Genomic DNA, 12,947 nt, shown 5'->3' with positions numbered 1-12,947 from the left:
CGGGCCCCCCGCCCCCGCCCCCCCCCGCCCCCGCGCCCCCCCCCGCCCGCCCCCCCGCCCCCCCCCCCCCACCCCCCCCCCCCCCCCCCCCCCCCCCCCCCCCGCGCCGGGCGGCGTCGCCGTTCCGGGTGCCGCGCGGCACCCGGGAGGGCTTCCCTACGGACGAGACGCCGCGTCGACGGGCCTCAGCGGATAGAATGGCGGAGATCCCCTGTGTCAGCGAGTGCGAGGAAGAACTGTGTCACCAGCCACGTCCACCAAGGCCAAGGCCGCCGAACGCGACCGTAAGCGCGAGGAGAAGCGCCAGCGCAAGGCCGCTAAGGGCCCGGGCATCTTCGCGCAGATGAAGCAGGTCTTCCAGATGACTCGCGAGCGCGAGCCGAACATCCTGTGGTGGATGATCCTGCTCGGCCTAGGCGTGCTGCTCGTGTTCCTGCTCATCGGTGTGCTACTCGGCAACTGGATCACGTGGTTGCTCATCGGCATCCCGTTCGCGGTGCTCGCCGCCGTGATCCTGCTGTCACGGCGGGCCGAGAAAGCCGCATTCTCGCGCATTGAGGGACAACCCGGTGCCGCGGGGGCCGCGCTGTCCACCCTCAAACGCGGGTGGATCGTGGAGGAGGAACCCGCCGCGATGGATCCCAAGTCCAAGGACCTGCTGTTCCGCGCCGTGGGCCGCCCCGGTGTCGTGTTCATCACCGAGGGCCCGGTCAACCGCGTGGACAAGCTCGTGAAGAAGGAACGCCGCCGCATCGGCCCGGTGATCCAGAACGTCCCCATCCACGTGCTCAAGTCCGGCAACGGCGAGAACCAGATCCCCCTGAGCAAGCTCACCAAGGAGATGAAGCGCCTGGAGAACAAGCTCACTAAGCAAGAAGTTCAGGTGGTCCACCGCCGGATGAACACCCTGCAGAACAAGCTGCCGATCCCCAAGGGCGTGGATCCCATGCGTGCGCGCCCAGATCGTAAGTCCATGCGCGGTCGCTGAACCAGCGCCCACGGGCCGTGGGGCGATCCTGCTGATCAGCGCACGCGCACCAGGACGGTGTCGACCGCGCGATCGTGCAGACCCCGTTGGTCCTCGTCCGCGATCAGCGCGGGGATCACCAGACACAACAGCAGCGTGCGAAGGGCCGCTCTGCCGAAACCGGCGGGGCGGCCCTTCATCGTCTGGACCTGCAACCCCATGATCCAGTGCCCCGGGGTGCGCCCGAAGAACCCGACCATGAGCACGCTGATCACGAAGAACACCGCGAGGTTCATCAGCCCCGACCCGTTCCACTGCGCCAGGAACAGCCCCGCGAGAACCACCGCAAGCACCCAGTCGATCACCAGGGCCACCAGGCGCGCAGGGAAGCGAGCGATCGAGCCCGGCCCCTCAGCGGGGCGACCCAGACGACGACCGGGGTACGGCTGGCTTCCCTGGGGGGCGCCGTCGAGCCACGAGCCCATGTCCTGGCGAGAAATCATGACTTCACCCTAACGGGCCGACGTGGGAGCTCGTGCACCCGCCGGTAGACTGGGGCTCGTACTGACCGGTCGGCGAGCCCTCCGTGCATCACGCTCCGGGCGTTACACGGACGAAACATTCGTGTCATGGACGGGCAACGCCAGGTTCCTACGCTGGACATCAGAACCGAACGACCGCGGTGGTCCCCGCCACCGCGGCGTCGATCGGACGCCCACACAGAAGGAGAACAGGTCCATGTTCCAATCAGCCGAAGAAGTGCTCGCGTTCCTCAAGGACGAAGAGGTCATGTTCGTCGATCTGCGTTTCACGGACATGCCCGGTGTGCAGCAGCACTTCAACCTCCCGGCCAAGGCGGTGGACGAGGACTTCTTCACGGACGGACAGTTGTTCGACGGTTCCTCCATCCGTGGTTTCCAGGGCATCGCCGAGTCCGATATGCAGCTGATCCCGGACCCCCAGTCCGCGTTCGTGGACCCCTTCCGGCTCGAGAAGACGCTCGTGGTCACGTGCTCCATCGTGAACCCGCGCACCGGCGAGCCCTACCACCGCGACCCGCGCGGTGTAGCCGAGCGCGCCGAGGCGTACCTGGCCTCCACCGGTATCGCGGACACCGCGAACTTCGCGTCCGAAGCCGAGTTCTTCGTCTTCGAGGACGCCCGCTTCCAGGTCTCCCCCGAGCACACCTTCTACCGGATCGACTCGGACGAAGCCTCCTGGAACAGCGGCCGTGAGGAAGAGGGCGGCAACCTCGCGAACAAGACCCCCGTGAAGGGCGGCTACTTCCCCGTGTCCCCCGTGGACAAGCAGGCGGACCTGCGCGACGCCATGTGCGTGGCCCTGGACGAGGTGGGCCTTGAGGTCGAGCGCTCCCACCACGAGGTCGGTGCCGCGGGTCAGGCGGAGATCAACTACAAGTTCTCCACGCTGACCGCCGCCGCGGACGACCTGCTCAAGTTCAAGTACGTGATCAAAAACACCGCGGACTCGTTCGGCAAGACCGTCACGTTCATGCCCAAGCCCGTCTTCAACGACAACGGCTCGGGGATGCACTGCCACCAGTCGCTGTGGAAGGGCGGGGAGCCGCTGTTCTACGACGAGAAGGGTTATGCAGGCCTGTCGGACGTGGCGCGCTGGTACATCGGCGGCCTGCTGGAGCACTCCTCCGCGGTGCTCGCGTTCACCAACCCCACCGTGAACTCCTACCGCCGCCTGGTCAAGGGCTTCGAGGCCCCCGTGAACATGGTCTACTCGCAGGGCAACCGCTCCGCGGGCATCCGGATCCCCATCACGGGCACCAACCCCAAGGCCAAGCGCCTGGAGTTCCGCGCGCCGGACCCCTCGTGCAACCCGTACCTCGCGTTCGCCGCGCAGCTGATGGCCGGGCTGGACGGGATCCGCAACCGCATCGAGCCGGCGGACCCCATCGACAAGGACCTCTACGAGCTGCCCCCGGAGGAGGCCAAGGACATCAAGAAGGCCCCGGGCACCCTGTCGGAGGCGCTCGAGGCCCTTGAGGCGGACCACGAGTTCCTGCTCGCCGGTGACGTGTTCACTGAGGACCTGATCGAGACCTGGATCGAGTACAAGCGTGAGGTTGAGCTCAAGCCGCTCTCTGTGGTCCCCCACCCGCTGGAGTTCCAGATGTACTTCGGCGTCTGATTCCCCGCTCCACACGGACGCAGCCCCGCTCCTCGCGAGCGGGGCCGCGTTCGCGTCACAGCACGGGCGACGTCGCCCGCTCGCCTCGTGGGGGCCGCGCCACACGCCGGGTGGCCGGGTCCAGTAGCCACAGGTAGATGCCGTACGTCAGGGCCACGAGCGCGGCGATGACCCGCGCCGCGAAGAGGTTCAGGTCCAGGTAGGGGAACACGTCCAGCTGGTCCGCCACGGCGTAGACCATGAAGAACGCGGTCACGAAGAACAGCACGTCCACCTGCCAGTCGTCGCGGATCCCGGAGATCGCGAACAACGGGATGAGCCACACCACGTACCATGCCTGGATGATGGGGGCCAGCAGCACGAACGCGGCGAGCGCCCACGCGAGCCGGCGGAACAGTTTGGCGTCCCGCCCCACGAACATCAGCACGACCACCACCGCGGCGGAGAGCACCGTCCCGGTCGTGTGCACGGCGTCCATCCACGCGGAGCCGTTGAACCCCCACGAGTTGCCCACGAGCTGCGCGAACAACCCCAGCAGTCCGATCGGCGCGTACCAGATGTACACGGTGCCCGGTGTAGAGACCGCGGAGACCCACCCGAAACCGAAGCCGTTGACGAATCCCATGAGCGCCAACAAAGCCGCGGAGTAGGCCAGCGTGAGGGCCCAGATCGCGAACCGGCGCGGCCATGACGCACCGCGCCCGGCCCAGAGCAGGCCCACGAACGGCAGGAAGATCAGTGTGATGGGCTTGATCGCCACAGACAGGGTCACAAGGGTCGTGCCCGCGATCCCACCCTTCCAGTTGCGGTGCATTGCCGCCACGTAGGTCCCGATCAGGGCCAGGGCCAGCATGATCGCGTCGTTGTGGGCAGCCACCACGAAGTTCGTGAGGAACAGCGGATTGGCCACCGATAGCCACATGGTCCGCCGCGGATTGACGCCGTGCAGCCGGGCCAGGCGCGGGATGACCCACATGCACGCGATCACGGACACCACGCACAAGGCCCGAAACAGCAGCACGGAGGCGTCCGGGTCCGCACCGGTCACGAGGACCACGAGCTGTTCGAGCCAAAGGAACACCGGGCCGTACGGGGGCGGGGATTCCGCCCATAACTGGTCCGCGCCCAGTTGGAAGAAGTTGTCGATCGTGGAGACCCCGGACTCGTACGGGTTCAACCCGTTCGCTATCACGCGGCCCTGCCCGATGTACGAGTACACATCCCGACTGAACAACGGGATGCTCACGAGCATGGGCGCCGCCCACGCCGCGATCGAGATCAGCACCCAGCGGGCGCTCTCCGGTCCCCACGGTCTGAGTTTCTGGCCCAGGCGCAGCCACTGCCGCACCAGGAGCATGGCTCCGAGGGCGAGCATCACGACCGAGACCACCACGCCCACGGTCTCGAAGCGCATCCACATGATCAGCGGGATGCGCCGCAGCGAGGACACGCTCGCGAGCCATCCCACGCCCAGGGAGCCGAACAGCAACATGAGCGAGCCCAGCGAGCCCATCACCACAGTGCGGGTCAATGACGCCGACGACGTCGCGTCTCGTCCCGGGGCTGCGTCCCGTCCGGTTCCGGGGAGCGTCGGGTGACGTTCCGTCCTGGACGTGATGCGCACTACGGGCCTCCCGGTGCTTCCGCGGTGGCCGCAGATGAGGGGTCTGGGAATCGTCCGCCGCGGCGCGCGGTGCGCGGGGGCGGCGTCGGGGTGATCCTACCGTGCGACGTCGTACGCCAACCGGATGCCCGGGGCGAGGCAGCGTCGCGGGGGTGCCCGCACGACGCGATAGATTGGAGGGCGTGACGACTGCAAACCGGAGAATAGTGTGGATCGACTGCGAGATGACGGGGCTGTCCCTGTCCGATGACGCGTTGATCGAGGTGGCCGCGCTCGTGACCGACGACGAGCTCAACGTGCTGGGCAGTGGCGTGGACGTGGTCATCAAACCCCCGCAGGCCGCGCTCGATCAGATGTCTTCTTTCGTGCGGAACATGCATGAGACATCCGGGCTGCTGCCGGAGCTCGAGAACGGCATGGACATGGCGCAGGCGCAGGACGCGGTGCTGGACTACATCCGCAAATGGGTCCCCGAACCGGGCAAGGCGCCGCTGGGTGGTAACTCCGTGGGGACGGACAAGACGTTCCTCACGCGGGACATGCCGCAACTCGTGGATCACCTGCACTACCGGGTCATCGACGTCTCCACGATCAAGGAGCTCGCGCGGCGCTGGTACCCGCGCGCGTACTTCCAGGCGCCCGAGAAGACGGGCAATCACCGTGCGCTCGGCGACATCGAGGACTCGATCGACGAGCTGCGATACTACCGCCACATCCTCTTCCCCGGCGATCCCGGCCCCACCTCCGACGACGCCCGCAAGATCGCCGCGCTCATCAAGGCCTCCCCGACCCGCTCGGGTTCCTGACCGGGACCTGACGCGTTCAGGCGCTCGATGCAGGAATCCGCCCGGGCGTGCGCTATAGTGGTCGTCGTTGCCCGGAGGGATCGAACGGTTCTTCCACGGGTTCAATGGTGGGCGTAGCTCAGTCGGCAGAGCGCCTGGTTGTGGTCCAGGAGGTCGCGGGTTCAACCCCCGTCGCTCACCCCATGCACGAGGTGCGAACATCGATCGGTGTACCGGTCGGGGTTCGCACCTCGTTCTCGTTGGCGGGTCAGTCCTGCATGACCTCGACCGCCCGCTTCCCAGCGGCCCGTCCGGCCTGACCACTCCCACCGCTGCGGCCATCCCCGCCACCCCGACCGCCCGCGCCCGCCGTCCAAATGCACGGTGGAGGAAAAGCAGCTTGGCGCGCGAATATCTGTTCTAACTCAGTAAAAGCACAGCCGGGGGTGCTCCTATGTTCTGAGTCAAACCGCGAGGGTGGTTGGTTCGGGGCTGGGGGTAGGTGCCATTGCGGAGCATCGCGTAGATGACGTTGCAGCGGCGGCGGGCGAGGCAGATGACGGCGGCGTGGTGTCGGTTTCTCTCGGCGCGCTTCCGGTCGTAGTAGGCCTTGGAGATCGGATCTGAGTCCGAGGCGACCCACGCGGAGTAGAACAGCGCGTTCTTCGGGCGTTTGTTGCCGGATCAGGCGGGGAACTCACTCCTGATCGAGGTCCCTGATCTTCGCGTGACCGGCGCGACGACGGCGTAGGCTGCGAGATGGCCTGCGGTCTCGAATGCGGAGCCATCGCCGATGGCCAGGAGGATCTGGGCGGCGGTCTTGATGCCGATCCCCGGCATGCTCATCAAGACCCCGGCGAGAGAGAAGTCCTCCAGCATAGCCTCGACCTCCCGGGCTACGGTCGCGCGTTGTTCCTTCAGCTCCTTGACCTGCCCGGCCACCCTCGGGATCACCAACTCCACGGCCGCGGTCGCTGGAACGACCAAGGTCTGCTCGCTGAACGCCGTGAAGATCCGATCGACCAGCACCTCCGGGTCAGCGGGATGGATCTGTGTGGGCAGAGACCGGATCCGGTTCAGTGCCCGGGTGGTCTCGTGGGCGAGGTCCGCGGCCTTTCGCATCGCCAACCCGGGTAGGTAGGCCACCGCGCAGCCGACGTCGCGAGCGACTGCGATGGGCAGGGCTCCGATGGTGTTGGGCTGATCGACGACCATCAGCACGTCGCCGTGCTCCTGCAGGTGTGTGAAGAGGTCGCGCGGCTGGGCCTCGTCCTGCGGGAGGGGCTTGTCGAAGAGCCTGTTCCCGTCGGGGTCCAGCGCGCAGGCATGATGCCCGGTCTTCCCCACGTCCAGGCCGATTACGGCCGCGAATCTGGCGTTCATGATGTCGTCCTCGTTGAACGCATCACTGCTGGTCGCAGTCTTGAGACCCGATGCCGGCACCCACGTTACGAAGAGACCTCAGAGAAGCTGCCGTGTCCCTATGAGAGGTCAACGCGTGTCTCTCGACCGGGCGGCAACACCCCCCCGGACCATGGATGGCTGGGCAGAGAAGCCATACCCGGTCGAGCACCAAACGCCCGGCGATCGGGGGTACTCACAACGTAACTGGCGGGCACCACGAAGCCCCTCCTACCTCCGAGCGCGCCGCGAGGTGGGAGGGGCTTCCTCGATCTTGCTTAGAACCGGAACGGAATGGGGATGGGCCCGCAGCAGCAGACTCCACTCACGTCGCCGCGGCCCGCGGGGCCGAGCATGAGTGCCGCCCGGTAGCAGGCCGCGAAACGGAGCATCGTGGGGATGATCCCTCGGATCACGCCGTACTGCGCAATGATGCCGCGCACCGCCGCGGAGCAGGACTGCCCGCCCCGTGCCACGAGATGCGCGCACGTGAATCCTTTACGCGGTGAGAGGTGGCGCTGGTATCCGCGGATGAGACGATCGACCCCACGGCGGGGTGCAGTGGCTACTCGAAGCAGTACGTCAGTCAAGGGCGACCGGCTCCTCTTCCCATGAGCATGATCGTGGTGTGCACAGGGTCATGGCTTGAGGACCACCTTGATGCAGCCGTCCTTCTTCTCCTGGAAGATCTTGTACATCTCCGGTGCGTCCTCCAAGGACACGTGGTGGGTGGCCAGTGACTCGAGGCCGAGGACGTCGTCCGGGCGGCTCGCGATCTCCAGCAGCTCATCGGTCCAGTGGCGCACGTGGCACTGGCCCATGCGCATGCTGATGCCCTTGTCGAACATCTCCATCATGGGCATGGGATCCGCCATTCCGCCGTACACGCCCGACACCGAGACCGTGCCCGCGCGGCGCACGCTGTGGATCGCGGTGTGCAACGCGTCCAACCGGTCGATACCGGCCGTCTCGATGGCCTTGCGCCCGAGCGGCTTGGGCAGTCGCGCCGCACCGGCGACGATCTTCTCCGCAATGGGGTTGCCGTGCGCTTCCATGCCCACGGCATCCAGGACGCCGTCGGGGCCGCGCCCATCCGTCATGTCGACGAGCGTGTCGGAGACCTCGTCCACCTCACGCATGTCCACGGTCTCGATCCCCCAGCTCTTGGCCAGGGCGAGGCGCTCGTCCACACGGTCCACGGCGATGATCCGCTTGACGCCCTGCAGCTTGGCCGAACGCACCGCGAGCTGGCCCACGGGTCCGAGGCCCAGCACCGCGAGGGTGTCCTCCTCCCCCACGTTCGCGTACTTCACGCCCTGCCACGCGGTGGGCAGGATGTCGCTGAGGTAGAGGAAACGCTCGTCGTCGAAGTCCTTGGGCAGTTTCACGGGGCCGAAGTCCGCGTGCGGGACGCGCACCATTTCCGCCTGGCCCCCGGGGACCGACCCGTAGAGGGTGGAGAAACCGAACAGCGCGGCGCCCGTTCCCATCTCGCGGACCTGGGTGGTCTCGCACGCGGCGTACAGCCCGCGGTCGCACATCCAGCAGTGACCGCACGCGATCACGAACGGGACGACCACGCGGTCACCGGGTGCGAGGTTGCTGACCTCCGGTCCCACTTCTTCCACGATGCCCATGAACTCGTGACCCATCACGTAGTCCTTCTGCAGGTATGGGCCCAGCACGCCGTAGAGGTGCAGGTCCGAACCGCAGATCGCGGTGGACGTGACCCGCACGATGGCGTCGGTGGGATCCTGCAGAACGGGATCGGGGACGTTTTCGACCCGGACGTCGCCAAGTCCTTGCCATGTGAGTGCTCGCATTCACCCAGTAAAGCATGATCACCCCGCCCGGGCACCACCCCTGCAGGGGGGGGTCGAACCTGGGCGGCGCACCGCGTAGCGTGTCCCGTATGACCGCATCGCATCAGGTTGCCCTCGTGGCCGGAGCCTCCCGTGGACTGGGGCTGCTCGTGGCCAAGGAACTTCTCTCGCGTGATTTCGACGTCGCCGTGTGCGCTCGCGACGCCGCCGAGCTGGCCCGCGCGCGCGAGATGCTGTCCCCGTTCGGCACGGTGCACGACTACGTGTGCGACGTCGCCGAGGCGGACCAGGTCGAGGCCTTGGTGCGGGATGTGGAGCGCGATCTGGGACCGGTGGACGTGCTCATCACGGTCGCCGGGATCATCCAGGTGGGCTCGGTGGAGGGTGTCACGGTGGAGCAGTTTCGGGACGCCGTGACCACCATGACCATGGGTCCCGTGCACACCGCGCTCGCGGTGTTGCCCGGGATGCGCGAGCGTGGCCGCGGCCGGATCGGCACGATCGCGTCCGTGGGCGGACTGGTCTCCGTGCCGCACCTGTTGCCGTACTGCACGGCCAAGTTCGGCGCGGTGGGGTTCAGCGAGGGTCTCGCGGCGTCCCTGTCGGGGACCGGCGTCACCGCCACGAGCATCGACCCCGGCCTCATGCGCACGGGATCGCACGAGCGCGCCTACTTCACGGGCGAGTCGCAGAACGAGTACGCGTGGTTCGCGCCGTCCGCGTCCCTGCCGGTGTTGTCCATGAACGCCGACCGCGCGGCCCGCTTGATCGTGGACGGCGTTCTCGCGGGACGCCCGATCGTGCTGCTGGGGTGGTTGCCCAAGGTCGCCCAGCGAGTCCGGGGTATCGCCCCCGGGCTCACGATTCGCGCGTTGGGCGTGGTGAACCGGGTGCTCCCGTCCGCGTCCCCCCAGCAGACGGATCTCGTGGTGGGGGCCACCGCCAAGCAGCGCCTGGGATCCCGCGTGGTCAACGCCCTGAGCACGCTCGGCAGCAAGGCCGCACAGCGCAACAACGAGCGCTGAACGAACCGCGGTCGTCCGGCTCGCCGGTGCGCCCCGTGCCGGACGACGGCGCGCGCGGCGGCGGCATGCAGCGGCAGCGCCCGGCGGCGTGGTTCGCGACGGCTGTGCAGCATGGCGTGACGCGCCCTCACCAGCCGGGTCAGCGCCGTCGCACCCTAATCCCTCGGTACACGATGCCCAGCGCCAGCACGAGGACGCCGCCCGCCACGGACGCGATCGGGAGCGTGACCACGAGGACCACGCACAGCACCGTGCCCAGGACGGACACCGCGCGCGGGTAGCGGCGATGCGGCCCGGTCTGCGTGAGCGCACTGAGGTTGGCCACGAGGTAGTACAGCAGCACCCCGAACGACGAGAAGCCCACCACCCCGCGCACGTCCATGGTGAACACCGCGATCACGACCACCGCTGCCACCACGATTTCGATGCGGCGCGGGACGCCGTGGCGCTCGTCGAGCACGGCGAGGGGCGCGGGCAGATCCGCCGTGCGGGCCATGGCCAGGCCGGTCCGACCGATCCCCGCCGTGAGCCCCAGCAGCGCCCCGAGCGTGGCGGCAGCGGCCGCAATCGTGACCACAACCGTGGTCCACGGCCAGTCGGCGGCCGCGGCGAGGTCCGCGAGCGGCGTCGTCGTACGGGACAGGGCCTCGGGACCGAGGACGTGCAGCGAGAGCACCGCGAGTACGCCGTAGATCACGAGGACCGCGCTCAGGGAGATGACGATGGCCCGGGGGATGATCCGGGCGGGATCGCGCACTTCCTCCCCCATGGTGGCGATGCGTGCGTACCCGGCGAAAGCGAAGAACAGGAGTCCCCCGGCCTGCAGGACGCCGTACGCCCCGCCCGGCGGTGCCGCACCGAAGGTTGATGCGGCGGGGCCGGACCCGGCGAAGAGCCCGGCCACGATGACCACGGCCAGGCCCGCGAGCACGATACCCACGAGCACCTTGGTGGCCGAAGCAGTGCGCGTCACGCCGAAGCAGTTGACCGCGACCACACCGAGCACCGCGAGAGCAGCGACGGGCCGTTGCCAGGGCTCGGGGACCACGTAGGCGGCGAACGTCATGGCCATGGCCGCGCAGCTCGCGGTCTTACCGGTGAGGAAACACCACCCGGCGAGGAACCCCGGCCAGGGGCCGAGGCGCTCGCGACCGTAGACGTAACTACCGCCGGCCACGGGGTACTGGGCGGCCAGCTGGGCCGAGGACAGTGCGTTGCACAGTGCGACGACCGCGGCCAGCACGAGGGCCAGCGGCAACCAGGCGCCCGCGGAGGCCGCAGCGGGGGCGAACACCACGAAAATGCCGGCGCCGATCATGGAACCGAGCCCGATGGTCACGGCGTCCGTCAGGCCAAGTCTGCGGTGCATGGCGGAAGGATTCGTCACGAGGCTCCCGGGTTTCACATCACGTGCCCGTGACACACCAATGGGCGGGCCGCGTATCGCGTCCCGCCCACGGTGGTGTCATGTGCACTTGTCTGTCGTGGCTCTCGAAGGTGGCCTAGAAGACGGGCTTGCCGCCGGTCACACCGATCACCGTGCCGGAGACGTAGGACGCCTCCGCCGGGCTGGCCAGGAACACGAACGCCCCGGCCATCTCGGAGGGCTGTCCCGCGCGGCCGAGCGGGGTGTCCGACCCGAACTGAGGCATGCTCTCGCCGGCCTTGGTCGCGGGCTGCAGCGGGGTCCAGATGGGTCCGGGGGCCACGGCGTTGACGCGGATCCCCTTCTCCCCCAGCTCGCTGGCCAGGTTGACCGTGAAGTTGTTGATCGCGGCCTTGGTGGAGGCGTAGTCGATCAAGTTCTCGGACGGGTCGTAGGCCTGGATGGAGCTCACGTTGATGATCGAGGAACCACTCTTCAGGTACTGCAGCGCCTGCTGGGAGACCCAGAACAGGGCGTACAGGTTGGTCTTGAAGACGCGGTCCATCTCCTCGGTCTTCAGACCCTGCAGACCGCCGTCACGGCGGGCCCACTGGAAGCCCGCGTTATTGACGAGGATGTCCAGGCCGCCGAGCTGCTCGGCGGCGTCGTCCACGACCTGACGGGCGGTGGCTTCCTCGCGCAGGTCCGCGGGCAGCAGGACGGCCTTGTGACCGGCCTTCTCGATCCACTGCTTGGTGTCCTGCGCGTCCGATTCCTCGTCCGAGAGGTAGTTGATGGCCACGTCCGCGCCCTCACGGGCGAATGCGATGGCCACCGCGCGGCCGATGCCGGAGTCGCCACCGGTCACGAGGGCCTTGAGACCCTCGAGGCGACCGCGGCCCACCCAGTTCTCCTCACCGTGGTCCGGGAAGGGCTGCATGTCCGTGGACAGGCCGGGCGGGGTCTGTTCCTGCTCGGGGAAACCGCCCTCTTCACCGGCGAGTTCCCGTGCTTTCCTGGCTGCTGCGTACTTGTCTTCGGTCATGTGTCCATTGTGCCCCGCCGTACCCCGGGCTGTCGCGCACCCGAAAGGATGAAACCGCTGGTCGGTCCCGGATGACGCTGCGGGTCAGACCGCGGTTGTGCGCTGCTGCTGACCCGTGGGATCCATCCCGTGCTGGACGCCCCACAACACGGCCTGACTGCGTCGCTCCACGCCCATCTTGCGGTAGGCGGAACGGATGTAGGACTTCACGGAGTTGATGCTGAGGTAGCAGTGCCGGGCGATTTCGTCATTGGTGAACCCCTGGGTGATCAGCGCGATCACCTCCGCCTCACGCGCGGAGAGCCCCTCGGGCCGGCCGGGCCAGTCCGGCAAGGTGATGTCCTCCCGCACTGGTTCGGGGGCCACCACGCACTCCCCCTCGTGCACGCGCACGAGGGCGTCCGCGAGTTCGTCCGCGGTGAGCTCCTTGGAGAGATAACCGTGTATGCCCAGATCAAGTGCTTCGTCAACGTGCTCGGCGCGCACGTGCCACGTGTACATCACGACCTTGAGGCAGTGGGGGTCATCCAGTAGGCGCATCACGTCATGGGTGCCACGGTCCTTCGCGGCGAACGCGTCATAGAGCACCACGTCCGCGTCCGTGTGCGGCAGACACCCGGAATCGAGTTCCACGACCCGCAGGCGCGGATGACCCTGCAGCATACTCGCCACACCCTGGAGCACCACGGGATAGTCGTTGATCAGGGCCAGGGTGATGACAGGGCGTTCGGAACTCACACCCCGAGCA

11 protein-coding genes, 1 tRNA gene and 1 pseudogene are annotated in these 12,947 nt (G+C 67.8%); 5 read left to right on the top strand and 8 right to left on the bottom strand.

Features of this window, described 5'->3' with window-relative positions; all coding sequences use genetic code 11:
- Positions 1 to 238: 238 nt before the first annotated feature.
- The gene (locus A5728_RS00310) at positions 239 to 988 is read left to right on the top strand and encodes a DUF4191 domain-containing protein (protein ID WP_035961354.1); all 750 of its coding nucleotides are present in this window, start codon (positions 239 to 241) and stop codon (positions 986 to 988) included.
- 35 nt (positions 989 to 1,023) lie between these two features.
- Here A5728_RS00310 and A5728_RS00305 read toward each other — a convergent pair whose 3' ends face one another.
- Positions 1,024 to 1,470 carry an RDD family protein gene (locus A5728_RS00305; protein ID WP_064845162.1) on the bottom strand — a complete coding sequence of 149 codons (447 nt, stop codon included), beginning with the start codon at positions 1,468 to 1,470 and terminating at the stop codon, positions 1,024 to 1,026.
- A gap of 235 nt (positions 1,471 to 1,705) precedes the next feature.
- Here A5728_RS00305 and glnA point away from each other — a divergent pair, with 235 nt between their 5' ends.
- A complete protein-coding gene (glnA, locus tag A5728_RS00300; protein WP_064845161.1) occupies positions 1,706 to 3,130 on the top strand; it encodes a type I glutamate--ammonia ligase in 1,425 nt (474 codons plus the stop codon).
- A 55-nt stretch (positions 3,131 to 3,185) separates the two neighbouring features.
- Here glnA and mptB read toward each other — a convergent pair whose 3' ends face one another.
- Complete coding sequence (gene mptB / locus A5728_RS00295) at positions 3,186 to 4,754, bottom strand: polyprenol phosphomannose-dependent alpha 1,6 mannosyltransferase MptB (RefSeq protein ID WP_064845160.1); 1,569 nt, start codon at positions 4,752 to 4,754, stop codon at positions 3,186 to 3,188.
- A gap of 182 nt (positions 4,755 to 4,936) precedes the next feature.
- On the opposite strand from mptB, the gene orn reads away from it, so the two are divergent.
- Positions 4,937 to 5,560: an oligoribonuclease gene (gene orn, locus A5728_RS00290; protein WP_098054541.1), complete on the top strand. Its 624-nt coding sequence runs from the start codon at positions 4,937 to 4,939 to the stop codon at positions 5,558 to 5,560.
- A 107-nt stretch (positions 5,561 to 5,667) separates the two neighbouring features.
- Positions 5,668 to 5,743, top strand: a tRNA-His gene (locus tag A5728_RS00285).
- A gap of 216 nt (positions 5,744 to 5,959) precedes the next feature.
- Here the strand turns inward: A5728_RS00285 and A5728_RS00280 are convergent.
- From A5728_RS00280 to A5728_RS00270, 3 genes and pseudogenes are all read right to left on the bottom strand, one after another.
- A pseudogene (locus A5728_RS00280) lies at positions 5,960 to 6,922 on the bottom strand (transposase).
- Positions 6,923 to 7,218: 296 nt separating this feature from the next.
- Entirely contained in the window at positions 7,219 to 7,530 is a 312-nt protein-coding gene (gene yidD / locus A5728_RS00275; RefSeq protein ID WP_231885405.1) for a membrane protein insertion efficiency factor YidD, read from the bottom strand.
- A 48-nt stretch (positions 7,531 to 7,578) separates the two neighbouring features.
- On the bottom strand, positions 7,579 to 8,763 hold the full coding sequence (locus tag A5728_RS00270; protein ID WP_064845158.1) for a zinc-dependent alcohol dehydrogenase: 1,185 nt from the start codon (positions 8,761 to 8,763) through the stop codon (positions 7,579 to 7,581).
- 89 nt (positions 8,764 to 8,852) lie between these two features.
- Here A5728_RS00270 and A5728_RS00265 point away from each other — a divergent pair, with 89 nt between their 5' ends.
- A complete protein-coding gene (locus A5728_RS00265; RefSeq protein ID WP_064845157.1) occupies positions 8,853 to 9,788 on the top strand; it encodes an SDR family oxidoreductase in 936 nt (311 codons plus the stop codon).
- A gap of 139 nt (positions 9,789 to 9,927) precedes the next feature.
- Here A5728_RS00265 and A5728_RS00260 read toward each other — a convergent pair whose 3' ends face one another.
- The 3 genes from A5728_RS00260 to A5728_RS00250 all read right to left on the bottom strand — a co-directional run bounded on the left by A5728_RS00260 (position 9,928) and on the right by A5728_RS00250 (position 12,937).
- A complete protein-coding gene (locus A5728_RS00260) occupies positions 9,928 to 11,175 on the bottom strand; it encodes an APC family permease (protein ID WP_064845156.1) in 1,248 nt (415 codons plus the stop codon).
- A gap of 115 nt (positions 11,176 to 11,290) precedes the next feature.
- Positions 11,291 to 12,199, bottom strand: coding sequence for an SDR family oxidoreductase (locus A5728_RS00255; RefSeq protein WP_064845155.1), 909 nt, complete (start codon positions 12,197 to 12,199; stop codon positions 11,291 to 11,293).
- A gap of 84 nt (positions 12,200 to 12,283) precedes the next feature.
- Positions 12,284 to 12,937, bottom strand: coding sequence for a response regulator transcription factor (locus tag A5728_RS00250; RefSeq protein WP_064845154.1), 654 nt, complete (start codon positions 12,935 to 12,937; stop codon positions 12,284 to 12,286).
- Positions 12,938 to 12,947 lie beyond the last annotated feature (10 nt).

Source organism: Kocuria sp. ICS0012 (assembly GCF_001665945.1).
Classification (GTDB): Bacteria; Actinomycetota; Actinomycetes; order Actinomycetales; family Micrococcaceae; genus Kocuria; species Kocuria marina.
Note: the sequence above shows the minus strand (reverse complement) of the source record. Positions and strands in the feature narration are given on the sequence as shown.